Raw genomic sequence first — 15478 nt, 5'->3', positions numbered from 1 at the left:
GGCGCAGCGAAGCGTGGGTCAACGACGCGAACAGCGCAACGGGCAGGCCTTGCAAACTCGACCAAAAGCGCTCCGCAATAGCCCCAGGTCGCCCATTCGGCCGATGTAAAGGGGCACGCTTCCTGCGATAATCCGATGTCCGAATTTGACCTTTGAGAAGCTTCCGACAGCATGGCCCGAACTCCCGTCCCTTCTTCCGAAACCAGCGCTCCGGGTGAGCGGGCCGCGTGGCTGCGCGCGGAGCTCGAACGCGCGAACTACGCGTATTACGTGCTCGATCAACCGGACCTGCCGGACGCGGAATACGACAAGCTGTTCAAGGAACTCGAGCGTATCGAGACCGAGCATCCGGATCTGATCGTGCCGGATTCACCGACCCAGCGCGTCGGCGGCGAGGCCGCGAGCGGCTTCGAGCCGGTCGTGCACGACCAGCCGATGCTGTCGCTGAACAATGGTTTCGCCGATGAAGACATCGTCGCGTTCGACAAGCGTGTCGGCGACGCGCTCGGCAAGAATGCGAGCGAGCCGCCGGTGCCGGTCGACTACGCCGCGGAGCTGAAATTCGACGGCCTCGCGATCTCGCTGCGCTATGTCGACGGCGTGTTCGTGCAGGCGTCCACGCGCGGCGACGGCACGACCGGCGAAAACGTCACCGAAAACGTCCGCACAATCCGTTCGATTCCGCTGACGCTCAAGGGTAAGCGCGTGCCGCACGTGCTCGACGTGCGCGGCGAAGTGCTGATGTTCAAGCGCGATTTCGAGCGCCTGAACGAACGCCAGCGCGCCGCCGAACAACGCGAATTCGCGAATCCGCGCAACGCGGCGGCGGGCAGTCTGCGTCAACTCGATTCGAAGATCACCGCGCAGCGGCCGCTATCGTTTTTCGCGTATGGGATCGGCGTGCTCGAAGGCATCGCGATGCCGGCCACGCATAGCGAACTGCTCGACTGGTACAAGGAAATGGGCTTGCCGGTCAACGGCGAGCGCGCGGTCGTGCAGGGCGCCGATGGTCTGCTCGGTTTTTTCCGGGCTGTTGGCGAGAAGCGCGACAAGCTGCCGTACGACATCGACGGCGTGGTGTACAAGGTGAATCGCCGCGATGAGCAGGATGCGCTCGGCTTCGTGTCGCGCGCGCCGCGTTTCGCGCTCGCGCACAAATTCCCCGCGCAGGAAGCACTGACGAAGCTCGTCGCGATCGACGTGCAGGTCGGCCGCACCGGCGCGATTACGCCGGTCGCGCGGCTGGAGCCGGTGTTCGTCGGCGGCGCGACGGTCACCAATGCGACGCTGCACAACGAGGACGAAGTGCGCCGCAAGGACATCCGCATCGGCGATACCGTGATCGTGCGGCGCGCCGGCGACGTGATCCCAGAGGTGGTCAGCGCGTTGCTCGACCGCCGTCCGGCCGACGCGCGCGAGTTCGTGATGCCGACGCAGTGCCCGGTGTGCGGCTCGGCGATCGAGCGGCTGCCCGACGAGGCGATCGCGCGCTGCACGGGCGGGCTGATCTGCCCGGCGCAACGCAAGCAGGCGCTGTGGCATTTCGCGCAGCGGCGCGCGCTCGATATCGACGGCCTCGGCGAAAAGATCATCGATCAACTGGTCGAACAGAACCTCGTACGCACGCCGGCCGATCTGTTCAATCTCGGCTTCGCGACACTCGCGGAGCTCGATCGCTTTGCCGACAAATCGGCGCAGAACCTGCTCGACTCGCTCGAAAAAGCCAAGCACACGACGCTCGCGCGGTTCATCTACGCGCTGGGGATTCGTCACGTCGGCGAATCGACTGCGAAAGATCTGGCGAAGCACTTCGGCTCGCTGACGCCGATCATGGACGCGTCGCTCGAAGAACTGCTCGAAGTCAACGACGTGGGGCCGGTGGTAGCCGAATCGCTGCACCAGTTTTTCGCCGAAGAGCACAACCGCACCGTGATCGAGCAGCTGCGCGCGCCGGGCCGGGTCACATGGCAGGAGGGGCCGCCCGCGCCGAAGGCGCCGCAGGGCGTGCTGGCCGGCCAGACGGTGGTGTTGACCGGCACGCTGCCGAACCTGTCGCGCGAGGACGCGAAGGAAATGCTCGAAGCGGCCGGCGCGAAGGTGGCCGGGTCGGTGTCGAAGAAAACCAGCTATGTGGTGGCGGGCGCCGACGCGGGCAGCAAGCTCGCGAAAGCCGAGGAACTCGGTGTCCCGGTGCTCGACGAAGATGGTATGCGCAAGCTCCTGGAGGGGCATTCATGATTCACGACATTCTCAAGATGGGCGATGCGCGCCTGCTGCGTATCGCCGAGCCGGTCGATCATTTCGATACGCCCGAGTTGCACAAGCTCGTGGAAGACATGTTCGAGACCATGCACGACGCGAACGGCGCCGGTCTGGCCGCGCCGCAGATCGGCGTCAATCTGCAGGTGGTGATCTTCGGCTTCGGCAAGAACGAGCGCTATCCGGACGCGCCGCCCGTGCCGGAGACGGTGTTGATCAACCCGACCATCACGCCGGTGTCGCAGGACATGGAAGAGAGCTGGGAGGGTTGTCTGTCGGTGCCGGGTCTGCGCGGCGTGGTGAGCCGTTTTTCGATGATCCGGTATCACGGCTTCGATCAGTTCGGCAATCCGATCGACCGGGTGGCCGAGGGCTTTCATGCGCGGGTCGTGCAGCACGAGTGCGATCACCTGATCGGCAAGCTATACCCGATGCGGATCCACGATTTCTCGAAGTTCGGCTTTACCGAGGTGCTGTTTCCGGACCTCGATCCGAATAGCGACGATTGATCGGCAAGTGCATGATTGCAGGTTGCGGCGACCTGGCTGCCATGCCGCTAATAAAAAACCCACGCCTGTGCGTGGGTTTTTTGTTTTGCGGGGCGCGCCCGGCTCACAACGAGCGACCACGCCCGGCATCAGAACGTTTCGTCTTCCGACAGATAGCGCCATTGGCCCGGAGGCAGTGCGCCGAGCACCACGCGGCCCATGCGTACGCGCTTCAGGCCGACCACTTCGAGGCCGACCAGCTCGCACATCCGGCGAATCTGGCGTTTCTTGCCCTCGCGCAGCACGAAGCGCAACTGCTCGCCGTTCTGCCAACTGACTTCGGCGGGGCGGAGCGGTACGTCGTCGAGTGACAGCCCGTGGCGCAACAACGCGAGGCTTTCAGCCGGGAAGTGGCTCTCGACATCGACGGTGTGCTCGCCATAGGCGACGCGCACCAGATATTCCTTGTCGACTTCCGAATGCCCGCCGATCAGCTGTTTGGCGATGCGGCCATCCTGCGTGAGCACGAGCAGGCCGGTCGAATCGATGTCCAGTCGTCCGGCCGGCGCCAGTTGACGCAGATGCGACACCGCGAACGGGATGCCCGACTGGTCGCCTTCCCAGCGGTTCTCCGGCGTGACGAGCGTGATGGCCGGCTGATAGCCGTCCTCGGCTTGACCCGAGACCAGACCGACCGGCTTGTGAATCAGCACCGTTACCTGGCTTGACTGCGCGGCTTCGGCGGCGGGATCGATGTCGATGCGCTGGTCCGGATAGACCTTGGTGCCGAGCGTATCGACGCGTTCGCCGTCGACCATGACCCAGCCCTTTTCGATCCACTCATCGGCCTCGCGGCGTGAGCAGATGCCGAGTTTGGACATCAGCTTGGACAGGCGCAACATGCCGGGCGCGTCTTCCCGGTCGCGGCGCGGCGGGTGCTGAGCGTCTTGCGATGAGTCATGTTCTGTGTCGTGCGCTGTGTCGTGATGGGCATCATCACGCGGCGTGCCGATGTCCGCGCCGCGGCGCGGCGTCGTCGATGCGGCGGAGTGCGGTTTGCCGGCGCGAGCGGGACGTTCGTCGGGCGTGCGGCGCGCGGTGGCCGACGACGCTTTGTCGAAGCCGCGGGCAGGGCGCTCGGCCGCATCGGCGCGGCGTGCCGGGCGCTCGCCGAATTCGCGTTTGGCGGGTGTCCAGTCGGCGCGTTCGCTACGCTCGCCGCGCTGCCTGTTACGGTCGTCGCGATCGTCACGCGGCGCGCGCGATGGCCGCTCCGAGCGATCTGAACGCTCGCCGGAGCTGCCTCTTACGGGTTTCGCGAAGCTGCGCTCACCACGCTCGCCTTCAAAGCGGCGCGGTGCGCCGGCGCTGCCCTCGGGGCGCCCGGCGCCGCGACGGTCCTGCGGCGCGCCGCGATCATTGCCGAAGCGCGGACGATCGGCGGCATCGCGCTCGCCGCGCACCGGCCGGTCACCGCGTGTGCTGCCTTCCGACGGACGACCTGCGCCTGCGCGCGGACCGCTGAACGAGCGACGTTCACCGTCATCGCGACGGGGCGGGCGGTCGCCAAAACTGCGCGGGGCGCGTTCGCCGCGTTCACTTGCGCCTTCAAATCGGCGTGGTGCGCGTTCGCTGCGTTCACTCGAGCCATCAAACCGACGCGGTGCGCGTTCGCTGCGTTCACCTGTACCTTCAAACCGGCGCGGCGCTCGCTCGCTACGTTCACTCGAGCCTTCAAACCGACGCGGAGCGCGTTCGCTGCGTTCGCCTGTACCTTCAAACCGACGCGGTGCACGCTCGCTACGTTCACCCGCACCTTCAAACCGGTGTGGTGCGCGTTCGCTACGTTCACCCGAGCCTTCAAACCGACGCGGTGCGCGTTCGCTACGTTCACCCGTACCTTCGAACCGGCGCGGCGCACGTTCGCCACGTTCCCCCGCACCTTCAAACCTCCGCGGTGCGCGTTCGCTACGTTCCCCCGTTCCTTCGAACCGACGAGGTGCACGCTCGCCGCGTTCACTCGCACCTTCAAACCGACGCGGCGCACGTTCGCCACGCTCACCCGCACCTTCAAATCGACGCGGTGCACGTTCGCTACGTTCCCCCGCACCTTCAAATCGACGCGGCGCGCGTTCGCCACGCGCCGTGGTATCACCCGTGCGTCGCGGCGCCGCCGCGGCACCCGTATCACGCTTGCGGGCGAACGATCCTTCCGCCCGTTCCGGGCGCGCACCGCTGCCAGCCGGCCTGCCGCCCGCTGCTCGTTTCGCGGCATCCGCCGCCGCGTCCCGGGGCGCGCCGGACTTCGCCGACGGCGACTCCGGCCGGGCAGGGCGCGTCGGCTTACGCGCGGATGCGCTGCCGGAGCGGACAGGGGCGCGTTCGGTCGATGCCGGCCGCGGATGCTTGGCTGTTAATTTGACTCGCATGAAATCTCACACTGCGATCGCGCGCAGCAATTCGGTTTCGACCTGTATTTGCAGGCGACTGTCCGACAGGCTGTGTCCTTCGAGCAGGAATACGTCCTCGACGCGTTCGCCGAGCGTATTGATCCGCGCCGACGCAACGCCGACCCGGTGTTCGGCGAGCACGCGCGCGATCGAATAAAGAAGGCCCGGCCGGTCGTTCGCCGACACGGACAGGATGTAGTACTGACCGCGCTCGTCGGCCCGCAGGTCGACGCGCGGCGTAATCGGAAAGGTGCGCGACAGGCGCGACAACCGGCCCTTCGACGGTCCCGGCAGCAGCGTGCCGTGGCCGGCGAGGCGCGCGGTCAACTCCTGTTCGACCAGATTGGCGATGTCGCGGTAATGCACGTCCTGCTCGGTGTGCGCGACGATGAAGTTATCGAGCGCGTAGCCGTGGCGGGTCGTGCTCACGCGCGCATCGAGCACGGAAAGCCCGTTGCGGTCGAAGTACGCGCAGATGCCGGCAAACAGATCCGGCTGGTCCTTCACGTACACCAGCACCTGCAGCGCTTCGCCGATCGGCGACGGACGGGCGCGCACGAAAGGTGTCGGCGTTTCGACGTGGCGGTACAGCACGCGCGTCTGCCACGCGATATCGGCCGCGTCGTGGCGCAGGAAATAACCGACGTCGAGCTTGCTCCACAGCGCCCGTTGCGCGCCTTCGGGCACGGTCTCCAGTCGCAGCAGCGCCAGCGCTTCTTCCTGGCGCGACTTGAGTTCCGAATGCGCGTCGGGCCGCGCGCCGCCCAGCACGGCGAGCGTGCTGCGGTACAGATCCTCGAGTAGCTTGCCTTTCCACGTGTTCCAGACCTTCGGGCTGGTGCCGCGGATATCGGCCACGGTCAGCAGGTAAAGCGCGGTCAGTCGCCGCTCGGTGCCGACCTGTTCGGCAAAGCGCTTGATCACTTCGGGGTCGCTCGTATCCTGCTTCTGCGCGACCTGGCTCATCGTCAGGTGCTGCTGCACCAGCCACACGATCAGATCGCCGTCCTCGCCTTCGATGCCGTGCTGGCGGCAGAAGCGCTGCGCGTCGGCCATGCCGAGCGTCGAGTGGTCGCCGCCGCGGCCTTTCGCGATGTCGTGAAACAGCGCCGCGACGTACAGCACCCATTCGCGGTCGAAGCTGACCATCAACTGGCTGCAGAACGGATATTCGTGCGTATGTTCGGCCACCGCGAAGCGGCGCAGATTGCGCAGCACCATCAGGATGTGCTGATCGACCGTGTAGACGTGATACAGGTCATGCTGCATCTGGCCGACGATGCGCCGGAAATTCAGCAGATAGCGACCGAGCACGCTGGTCTGGTTCATCAGCCGGAACGCATGCGTGATGCCGGCCGGCTGCTTCAGGATCTCCATGAACAGACGGCGGTTTTCCGGATCGCGCCGCCAGTGCTGGTTCATCACGTCGCGCGCGTTGTAGATCGCGCGCAGCGTGCGCGCCGACAGGCCTTTCACGCCGGGTATGCGTTCGTACAGCAAAAACGCTTCGAGGATCGCGTTCGGCTCGCGCTGGAACACGTCGTCGTCGGCGATCTCCAGCATGCCCTGCTTTTCGACGAAGCGGTCCGACAGCACCCGCGTGATGCCGCTCGTGTTCGGGAAAAGCTGCGCCTCGATGTTCTGGATCAGGATCGTCGCCAGCTGCGTGACGGCTTTCGCGGCCCAGTAGTAACGCCGCATCAGCTGTTCGCTCGCGCGTTTGGTCGCGGTCGGCTTATAGCCGAGGCTTTCGGCGACCGGTGTCTGCAGGTCGAACACCAGAATGTCCTGGCGGCGGCCCGCGATCACGTGCAGCCGCGCTCGCAGCGATTTCAAAAAGCCTTCGTTGCGGCGCAGCTCACGCGCTTCGCGCTCGGTGATGAGGCCGCGCGCGTCGAGTTCGCGCCAGCTGCTGCCGAAGCCCGCCGCCTGCGTGACCCACAGGATCAGCTGCAGATCGCGCAGGCCGCCCGGGCTTTCCTTGATGTTCGGTTCGAGCGCGTACGGCGTGTCCTGAAACTTCGCGTGGCGCTGGCGCATTTCGAGCACCTTCGCCTGGAAGAACGCTTTCGGATCGAGCGCGGCGCGATAACGCCGCGCGAAATCGTCGAACAGCTCCGCGCTGCCGGTGATGCGCCGCGCCTCCAGCAGCGAGGTGCGCACCGTGATGTCGTTGGCCGCTTCCACCAGGCATTCCGACACGCTGCGCACGCTGCTGCCGAGCTCGAGGCCAAGATCCCAGGCGAGGCTGATGAAGTGTTCGATGCGCGCGTCGAGATGCGGGCACGGCGCATCGGGCAGCAGCACCAGAATGTCGATGTCGGAGTGGGGCGCGAGTTCGCCGCGCCCGTAGCCGCCGACGGCGACGAGCGCCAGCTCGCCCGGTAGCTCGCAGGTGTCCCAGGCGGCACGCAGCGAGTTGTCGGTGGCGCGCGCGAGCGCACCCATCAGGGCGTCGACGTTAGTGGCGCTGCCAAAGCGTTCCAGCAACTGGGCTTTGGCCACCTTGTAGTCCGCCTTGAGCGACGTGGTTTGGGTGGGGGCGACGGCTGAAACGCTACTCATTGGCGGGCGGTAATGATGGTGTCGGCGTCCGCTCAGGCGGTCGCCGCGACGACGGGCGGCCGCGCGGGTGTGCCGGCCGACACGGTCAGCACGTCGTAGCCTGTCTCCGTGACGAGCACCGTGTGCTCCCATTGCGCGGACAGGCTGCGGTCCTTGGTCTTGACGGTCCACTGATCCGGCATCGTGCGGATGTCGCGGCGTCCGGCGTTGATCATCGGTTCGATCGTGAAGATCATGCCTGTCTGCAACTCGAGCCCGGTGCCGGGACGGCCGTAGTGCAGGATCTGCGGATCTTCGTGAAACACGGTGCCGATGCCGTGGCCGCAGTATTCGCGCACCACGCTATAGCCGAGGCCTTCGGCATGCTTCTGGATCGCATAGCCGATATCGCCGAGATGCGCGCCGGGCCGCACCTGGTCGATGCCGAGCCACATGCACTCGAAGGTGGCCTGCACGAGCCGCTTCGCCATGATCGAGCCTTCGCCGACGATAAACATCCGGCTCGTGTCGCCGAAATAGCCTTCCTTGATGACCGTGATGTCGATATTCAGCGCGTCGCCGTTCTTCAGCGCCTTGTCGCCGGGGATGCCGTGGCAGATCACGTCGTTGACGGAAATGCAGGTGGCTTTCGGATAGGGCGGGTAGCCGGGCGGCTGGTAATTGAGCGGTGCTGGAATCGTGCCCTGTTCCTTGAGCATGTATTCGTGGCACAGACGGTCGAGTTCGCCGGTCGTGACGCCGGCCTTGACGAACGGCGTGATGTAGTCGAGCACTTCGCTGGCGAGTCGGCAGGCGACGCGCATCTGCGCGATATCGTGATCGTTTTTGAGGGTAATAGCCATGAGTCGGGCCTGAAATGCGATATATCGCGAGATTATCTCACCATATTTCGGCCTCCGCAGGCTTTTGCAAGCGGGTTCAGGCGTTTTGGCGAAGGTGTCGCCGGTGCGATGGGGCTGATGCTTTCCGAGGACCTCGTTCGAACGGACTTTTGCCGGCGAGCTATGGGTTATCCGGGGGTTATCCGTATAAAGGGCTCGATTTCGGGGCTGCTTAGGGTCTGTCTGGAGCGGATCGCGTGGGCGGCGCGCCAGCCCATCCGCAGCGGGCGGGCACTACCCGCGCAGGTTGAGTGAGCCAGTAGTCGCGTGCTATAATCTTTGGCTAAGTCGATCCAAGTCCGGTTTGTATTGCATTTGATTACATTGCAAGACGGCAGGTCGGGAAAGGCTTTTCGTGGCGCTGCGGTTTTCCTGCGTCGCGAGTTGTGAAGCAGTACAGGCAGTCCACTCGCAAGCCGGCGCACCCAGGGTGTCGCCCGTGCCAGCCGAAACGAAAGGCGGGCGCGGTCGATACGGCAGCCGGCTTAAGACCCAACCCTCGCGGAGATTTTCATGGCAGTTACGATGCGTCAAATGCTGGAAGCCGGTGTCCACTTCGGTCACCAAACGCGCTTCTGGAACCCCAAGATGGCCCCGTTCATTTTCGGTCATCGCAACAAGATTCACATCATCAACCTCGAAAAGACGCTGCCGATGTACAACGACGCGCTGAAGTACGCGCGTCAGCTGGCATCGAACCGCGGCACGATCCTGTTCGTCGGCACGAAGCGTCAGTCGCGCGACACGATCGCCCAGGAAGCGCAGCGCGCCGGTATGCCGTTCGTCAATGCACGCTGGCTCGGCGGCATGCTGACCAACTTCAAGACGCTGAAGGTTTCGATCAAGCGCCTGAAAGACATGGAAGCGGCGCTGGAAGCGGGTGAAACCGAACGCATGAGCAAGAAGGAAGCGCTGCTGTTCGAACGCGAAATGGCCAAGCTGCAGAAGTCGATCGGCGGCGTGAAGGACATGGGCGGCATTCCGGATGCGATTTTCGTCGTCGACGTCGGCTACCACAAGATTGCCGTGACCGAAGCGAACAAGCTCGGTATTCCGGTCATCGCCGTGGTCGATACGAACCACTCGCCGGAAGGTGTGGACTACGTGATCCCGGGTAACGACGACGCCAGCAAGGCGGTTGCTCTGTACGCGGCTGGCGTGGCCGACGCGATCCTCGAAGGCCGTGCGAATGCGGTCAACGAAGTGGTCCAGGCTGCCCGTGGCGGCGACGGCGACGAGTTCGTCGAGGTCAACTCGGAAGCGTAAGGCTGCCCAGTGTCCGGCATAAAAGGGGGCTTTCAAGAGGCCCCCTTTTTTTAAGCCGCGACGTTTGTAACAGGTGTTGTAACGAGCATCTGGCAGGATGCTTCCGGCGGCGTCCCGCGCGCCGCTCGCAAAAATACGCGAAAACGCTGAAACGAATTCCTGCCGCCGGCATCGAAATGCGGGCGGCGTGTGACAGACAGAACCCAAGGAGCAAATGATGGCGGCAATTACCGCAAGCATGGTTGCAGAACTGCGCGCAAAGACCGACGCGCCGATGATGGAGTGCAAGAAGGCGTTGACGGAAGCCGACGGCGATATGGCGCGCGCTGAAGAGCTGCTGCGCGTGAAGCTTGGCAACAAGGCGAGCAAGGCTGCATCGCGCGTCACGGCGGAAGGCGTGGTGGCATCGTCCATCGGTGGCAATGCCGGTTCGCTGGTCGAACTGAACTGCGAAACCGACTTCGTCTCGAAGAACGACGACTTCCTCGCATTCTCGAAGACGGTCGCCGAGCTGGTCGCGACGCAAAACCCGGCTGACGTCGCCGCGCTGTCGGCACTGCCGCTCGACGGCTCGACGGTCGACGCAGTGCGTCTCGCGCTGGTCGGCAAGATCGGTGAAAACATCTCGATCCGCCGTTTCGAGCGCTTCGAAACCGCGAACAAGCTGGCAGCGTACCTGCATGGCACGCGCATCGGCGTGCTGGTCGAGTACACCGGTGCGGACGAGCAGGTCGGCAAGGACGTGGCGATGCACATCGCCGCGATGAAGCCGGTCTCGCTGTCGTCGAACGACGTGCCGGCCGACCTGATCGCCAAGGAACGCAGCATCGCTGAACAGAAGGCCGCCGAATCGGGCAAGCCGGCTGAAATCGTCGCGAAGATGGTCGACGGCAGCGTTCAGAAGTACCTGAAGGAAGTGTCGCTGCTGAACCAGACGTTCGTGAAGAACGACAAGCAGACGATCGAACAGATGCTGAAGGCAGCGAACTCGAGCGTGCAGAAGTTCGCGCTGTTCGTGGTCGGCGAAGGCATCGAGAAGAAGCAGGACGACTTCGCCGCGGAAGTGGCCGCCCAGGTCGCTGCTGCAAAGCAACAATAAGCCTTACCTAAGCTTTACTGCCGTACCGTTGCACCCGCGGCGAAGCATGACTTCGCCGCGCTCGGCAGCGCCGCAAGGCCGCGCACGGGTTACCCCCGCCGCGCGGGCGCAGCGGACGAGCCAGATGTTTCGTCAAATTTGGCGGCGCTTGCCCGAATCAGCATTTCACCCCTACATTAGTCCCTTGTTGTTGCCCTGTTCTGCGCGATCTGGATACCCCTATGCCCACTGCCTATAAACGCGTCCTGCTTAAACTCTCCGGTGAAGCTCTGATGGGCGACGATGCCTTCGGCATCAATCGCGCGACCATCGAACGAATGGTGGCGGACGTGGCCGAAGTGGTCCGTCTCGGAACGCAACTGGCCGTGGTGATCGGCGGCGGCAATATCTTCCGTGGCGTGGCGGGCGGCGCGGCCGGCATGGACCGCGCGACGGCCGACTACATGGGCATGCTGGCCACGATGATGAATGCGCTGGCGCTGCAGGACGCGATGCGTCACGCCGGCATCGAGGCGCGCGTGCAGTCGGCGCTGCGCATGGACCAGGTGGTCGAGCCGTACATCCGGCCCCGCGCGATCCGCCAGCTCGAAGAGGGCCGGGTCGTGATCTTCGCGGCCGGCACCGGCAACCCGTTCTTCACGACCGATACGGCAGCCGCGTTGCGCGGCTCGGAAGTCGGTGCGGAAGTGGTGCTGAAGGCAACCAAGGTGGACGGCGTCTACTCGGCGGATCCGAAGAAGGATCCCAGCGCGACCCGTTACACGACGATCAGCTTCGACGAGGCGATCGGCCGCAATCTGCAGGTGATGGACGCGACGGCTTTTGCGCTGTGCCGTGACCAGAAGCTGCCGATCCGCGTGTTTTCGATCGTCAAGCCCGGTGCCCTCAAGCGCATCGTGTTGGGTGAGGACGAAGGCACCCTCGTCCACGTGTAAACTCTCGTTTACATTACCGTGGGCTTTGACGCGAGCCCGGGCCGCCGCATCGCGCGTGCCGGGCGGCTCGCACCGTTTTGAAGGTTCGGAGGTTAAAAATGTCTGTGGCTGATATCAAAAAGGGCGTTGAACAGAAGATGCAGCGTTCGATCGACGCGTTCAAGAACGACCTGTCGAAGATCCGCACGGGCCGTGCGCATACGGGCCTGCTCGACCATATCCAGTGCGACTACTACGGTTCGCCGGTGCCGATTTCGCAGGTCGCGAACCTCACGCTGATCGACGCGCGCACGATCGGCGTGCAGCCGTGGGAAAAGAAGATGGTCCAGGTCGTCGAAAAGGCGATCCGCGAATCGGACCTCGGTCTGAACCCGGCCACGCACGGCGATGTGATCCGCGTGCCGATGCCCGCGCTCACCGAAGAGCGCCGCCGCGAGCTGACCAAGGTCGTGCGTAGCGAAGCTGAAACGGCCAAGGTGGCGGTGCGCAATCTGCGCCGCGACGCCAACGAGCAGTTGAAGAAGCTCGTCAAGGACAAGGAAATCTCGGAAGACGACGAGCGTCGCGCCGGTGACGATGTCCAGAAGCTGACGGACAAGTTCGTCGCTGAAATCGACAAGCTCGTCGTGACGAAAGAAGCCGAGATCATGACGGTCTGACGCCGTTCGGCTCAGCACCCGCAGATTCTCACTTCTTTACTGGCATTACTGTCCCGACGGCCATGACCTATACCAGCTCAACCGTGCGCGTGCCTGAAGTCGCCGCGGTGCCGCGACATATCGCGATCATCATGGATGGCAACGGCCGTTGGGCCACCCAGCGGCGTCTGCCGCGCGTGGCGGGCCATACGCGCGGCGTCGACGCGGTGCGGGCGGCCGTCGAGGCATGCGCGCGGCGGGGTGTCGAGTATCTGACGCTGTTTGCGTTCAGCTCGGAAAACTGGCGCCGTCCGAACGAAGAGGTGTCGTTCCTGATGCGCCTGTTCGTTACCGCGCTCGAACGCGAGATCGGCAAGCTGCACGCGAACGGCATCCGTCTTCGCGTGGTCGGCGATCTTGAGCGTTTCGACGTGAAGATCCGCGATCTGATCAAACGCGCGGAAACCAAGACCGCGCGTAACACCCGTCTGACGCTGACCATCGCCGCGAATTACGGCGGGCGCTGGGACATCATGCAGGCCACCCGCAAGCTCGCCGAGCAGTCGGCGCTCGCCGGCAAGGCAGTCGAAATCAACGAGGATTCGTTCGCCCAGTACCTGTCGATGGCCTATGCGCCGGAGCCCGACCTGTTCATCCGCACCGGCGGTGAGCACCGCGTCAGCAACTTCCTGCTGTGGCAGCTCGCTTACACCGAGTTCTATTTCACCGACACGTTCTGGCCGGACTTCGATGCGGACGCGCTCGGTCACGCCATCGCTTCGTACGCCGAGCGTGAGCGCCGTTTCGGCCGCACCAGTGCTCAACTCGAGCCGCAATCGCAGAACGTCGATTCGCTTCCATGCTAAAAACCCGTGTCATCACGGCGATCGTCCTGCTGGCAGTGTTCCTGCCGGTCACACTGTTCGCGCCGGTTGGCGCGTTCGGTGCGCTGATCGCCTTCGTCGTCGTGTTCGCCGCGTGGGAGTGGGCGCGCCTGCTCAAGGTCGGCGGTGCGGGGCCGGTGCTGTATGCGCTCGTCGCGGCACTCGCGCTCGTCACCAGCACGCGGCTTGGCGTTGGCGCCGAGCACGCGCGGCCGTTCTTCCAGGCGGCCGCGATCTTCTGGGTCGTCGCCGGTCCATTCGTGCTGCTGCGCAAGCCTGTGTTGGCGCAGGGCGCGTGGCGCGCGTTCCTGTTTCTTGCCGGTATCGTCGGTTTCATCGCCTGCTGGCATGCTCTCGTTGCCGCGCGCATGCAGGGCGTGCCGTTCGTGCTGTCGCTGCTGTTATTGGTATGGCTCGCCGATATCGGCGCATACTTCTCCGGAAAAGCGTTCGGAAAACACAAATTGGCGCCCGCCATCAGTCCGGGTAAAACCTGGGAGGGCGCAATCGGCGGCTGGCTGCTGGTGATGATCGTCGCGGCTGTGGCCGTTTTTTTACACGCGTTCGAGCCGACCTTGTATTCGGCGCTGCTCGCGCAACTGGGCGCACTGCGCACCGTGCTCGCGCTGACCTTGCTGGTGGCCTTCAGCATCGTCGGTGACCTGTTCGAATCGATGTTGAAACGCCAGGCTGGCGTCAAGGACTCGAGCGGCCTGTTGCCGGGGCACGGTGGCGTGCTCGATCGCATCGACGCATTGCTGCCGGTGCTACCGCTCGCGATGCTGCTGCTCGGCTAGAGAAAGAGATATGCAAAAACGTCTGACATTGCTCGGTTCCACGGGCTCGATTGGAGACAGCACGCTCGACGTCGTCGCGCGTCATCCGGAGCGTTTCTCGATTTACGCGCTGTCCGCGCATCGCAACGGCGACAAGCTCGTCGAGCAATGCCTGCGCTTTGCGCCGGAAGTCGCGGTGGTCGGCGACGCCGACACGGCCGCGCGGGTCGCCGCGAAGCTGCGCGAAGCGGGCAGCAAGACCGAGGTGACGTACGGGCCGCAAGCGCTTGTCGAGGTCGCGAAGAGCGACGGCTGCGATACCGTGGTCGCGGCGATCGTCGGCGCGGCCGGCCTTGCGCCGAGTCTCGCCGCGGCGCGCGCGGGCAAACGCATCCTGCTCGCCAACAAGGAAGCGCTGGTGATGTCCGGCGCCATCTTCATGGACGCGGTGCGCGACAACGGCGCGGTACTGCTGCCCGTCGACAGCGAACACAATGCGATTTTCCAATGTCTGCCGCGCGAAGCCTCGCTGCACGGCGGCGTCTCCAAGATCATCCTGACCGCGTCGGGCGGCCCGTTCCGCACGCGCGAGCCGGCCACGCTCGTCGATGTGACACCGGACGAAGCCTGCAAGCATCCGAACTGGGTCATGGGTCGCAAGATTTCGGTCGATTCGGCCACGATGATGAACAAGGGTCTCGAGGTGATCGAGGCGCACTGGCTGTTCAACCTGCCGGGCGATCGCATCGACGTGCTGATCCATCCGCAGAGCGTGATCCATTCGCTCGTGTCGTACGCAGACGGCTCGGTGCTCGCGCAGCTCGGCAACCCCGACATGCGCACGCCGATCGCGCACGCGCTGGCCTTCCCAGATCGCGTCGATTCGGGCGTCGCCCAGCTCGATCTCGCCGGCATTGCGTCGCTGTCGTTCGAGAAGCCCGACTACGCGCGCTTCCCGTGTCTCGCGCTGGCGATGAAGGCGCTCGCCGAAGGCGGTATTGCGAGCGCGGCGCTGAATGCGGCGAACGAAGTGGCGGTCGAAGCATTCCTCACGCGCCGCATCGGCTTCATGGCGATTGCCGAGGTGGTCGACTCGGTCCTCAACGGCTTGCCGAACCGCAGCGCGCACGCGCTCGATGACGTGATCGAAGCGGACGCCGCCGCGCGCCGTGCCGCAACCGACTTCATCGCGCGTCTGCCCGAGGGCGCCCGTCGCACGGAACGCGCCGTCCAGTGA

General features: G+C 64.7%; 11 protein-coding genes and 1 pseudogene. 9 read left to right on the top strand and 3 right to left on the bottom strand.

Annotation, left to right across the window (positions count from 1 at the left end):
* Window positions 1-171 precede the first annotated feature (171 nt).
* On the top strand, window positions 172-2238 hold the full coding sequence (gene ligA, locus L0U82_RS10600; RefSeq protein WP_233830643.1) for an NAD-dependent DNA ligase LigA: 2067 nt from the start codon (window positions 172-174) through the stop codon (window positions 2236-2238).
* On the top strand, window positions 2235-2768 hold the full coding sequence (gene def, locus L0U82_RS10595; RefSeq protein ID WP_233830641.1) for a peptide deformylase: 534 nt from the start codon (window positions 2235-2237) through the stop codon (window positions 2766-2768). Before ligA ends, def begins: the two co-directional genes overlap by 4 nt.
* A gap of 128 nt (window positions 2769-2896) precedes the next feature.
* Here def and L0U82_RS10590 read toward each other — a convergent pair.
* From L0U82_RS10590 to map, 3 genes and pseudogenes are all read right to left on the bottom strand, one after another.
* Window positions 2897-4960, bottom strand: a pseudogene (locus tag L0U82_RS10590) (pseudouridine synthase); the annotation flags it as partial.
* A gap of 222 nt (window positions 4961-5182) precedes the next feature.
* Window positions 5183-7762, bottom strand: a complete 2580-nt coding sequence (locus L0U82_RS10585) for a [protein-PII] uridylyltransferase (protein ID WP_233830635.1) — start codon at window positions 7760-7762, stop codon at window positions 5183-5185.
* Window positions 7763-7794: 32 nt separating this feature from the next.
* On the bottom strand, window positions 7795-8604 hold the full coding sequence (gene map, locus L0U82_RS10580; protein ID WP_233830633.1) for a type I methionyl aminopeptidase: 810 nt from the start codon (window positions 8602-8604) through the stop codon (window positions 7795-7797).
* Between the two features lie 552 nt (window positions 8605-9156).
* On the opposite strand from map, the gene rpsB reads away from it, so the two are divergent.
* The 7 genes from rpsB to L0U82_RS10545 all read left to right on the top strand — a co-directional run bounded on the left by rpsB (window position 9157) and on the right by L0U82_RS10545 (window position 15478).
* Window positions 9157-9909, top strand: coding sequence for a 30S ribosomal protein S2 (rpsB, locus tag L0U82_RS10575; RefSeq protein WP_018417646.1), 753 nt, complete (start codon window positions 9157-9159; stop codon window positions 9907-9909).
* A gap of 217 nt (window positions 9910-10126) precedes the next feature.
* Window positions 10127-11008: a translation elongation factor Ts gene (tsf, locus tag L0U82_RS10570; protein ID WP_233830630.1), complete on the top strand. Its 882-nt coding sequence runs from the start codon at window positions 10127-10129 to the stop codon at window positions 11006-11008.
* A gap of 221 nt (window positions 11009-11229) precedes the next feature.
* Window positions 11230-11943, top strand: coding sequence for a UMP kinase (gene pyrH, locus L0U82_RS10565; protein ID WP_233830628.1), 714 nt, complete (start codon window positions 11230-11232; stop codon window positions 11941-11943).
* Between the two features lie 98 nt (window positions 11944-12041).
* Window positions 12042-12602 (top strand): ribosome recycling factor, encoded by a 561-nt coding sequence (frr, locus tag L0U82_RS10560; RefSeq protein WP_233830626.1) that lies wholly within the window; start codon window positions 12042-12044, stop codon window positions 12600-12602.
* Window positions 12603-12664: 62 nt separating this feature from the next.
* Window positions 12665-13447, top strand: coding sequence for a polyprenyl diphosphate synthase (gene uppS / locus L0U82_RS10555; protein ID WP_233830624.1), 783 nt, complete (start codon window positions 12665-12667; stop codon window positions 13445-13447).
* On the top strand, window positions 13441-14262 hold the full coding sequence (locus L0U82_RS10550) for a phosphatidate cytidylyltransferase (protein ID WP_233830622.1): 822 nt from the start codon (window positions 13441-13443) through the stop codon (window positions 14260-14262). The genes uppS and L0U82_RS10550 overlap by 7 nt, the downstream gene beginning before the upstream one ends.
* A 10-nt stretch (window positions 14263-14272) precedes the next feature.
* Window positions 14273-15478, top strand: coding sequence for a 1-deoxy-D-xylulose-5-phosphate reductoisomerase (locus L0U82_RS10545; protein ID WP_233830620.1), 1206 nt, complete (start codon window positions 14273-14275; stop codon window positions 15476-15478).

Source organism: Paraburkholderia sp. ZP32-5 (assembly GCF_021390495.1).
GTDB lineage: Bacteria > Pseudomonadota > Gammaproteobacteria > Burkholderiales > Burkholderiaceae > Paraburkholderia.
Note: the sequence above shows the minus strand (reverse complement) of the source record. Positions and strands in the feature narration are given on the sequence as shown.

What these genes read in the sequence shown, in the direction of transcription:
- def (WP_233830641.1), top strand. Translation starts at nt 2,235, where the DNA reads ATGATTCACGACATTCTCAAGATGGGCGATGCGCGCCTGCTGCGTATC.
- L0U82_RS10545 (WP_233830620.1), top strand. Translation starts at nt 14,273, where the DNA reads ATGCAAAAACGTCTGACATTGCTCGGTTCCACGGGCTCGATTGGAGAC.
- map (WP_233830633.1), bottom strand. Translation starts at nt 8,604, where the DNA reads ATGGCTATTACCCTCAAAAACGATCACGATATCGCGCAGATGCGCGTC.
- uppS (WP_233830624.1), top strand. Translation starts at nt 12,665, where the DNA reads ATGACCTATACCAGCTCAACCGTGCGCGTGCCTGAAGTCGCCGCGGTG.
- frr (WP_233830626.1), top strand. Translation starts at nt 12,042, where the DNA reads ATGTCTGTGGCTGATATCAAAAAGGGCGTTGAACAGAAGATGCAGCGT.
- L0U82_RS10585 (WP_233830635.1), bottom strand. Translation starts at nt 7,762, where the DNA reads ATGAGTAGCGTTTCAGCCGTCGCCCCCACCCAAACCACGTCGCTCAAG.
- tsf (WP_233830630.1), top strand. Translation starts at nt 10,127, where the DNA reads ATGGCGGCAATTACCGCAAGCATGGTTGCAGAACTGCGCGCAAAGACC.
- pyrH (WP_233830628.1), top strand. Translation starts at nt 11,230, where the DNA reads ATGCCCACTGCCTATAAACGCGTCCTGCTTAAACTCTCCGGTGAAGCT.
- ligA (WP_233830643.1), top strand. Translation starts at nt 172, where the DNA reads ATGGCCCGAACTCCCGTCCCTTCTTCCGAAACCAGCGCTCCGGGTGAG.
- L0U82_RS10550 (WP_233830622.1), top strand. Translation starts at nt 13,441, where the DNA reads ATGCTAAAAACCCGTGTCATCACGGCGATCGTCCTGCTGGCAGTGTTC.
- rpsB (WP_018417646.1), top strand. Translation starts at nt 9,157, where the DNA reads ATGGCAGTTACGATGCGTCAAATGCTGGAAGCCGGTGTCCACTTCGGT.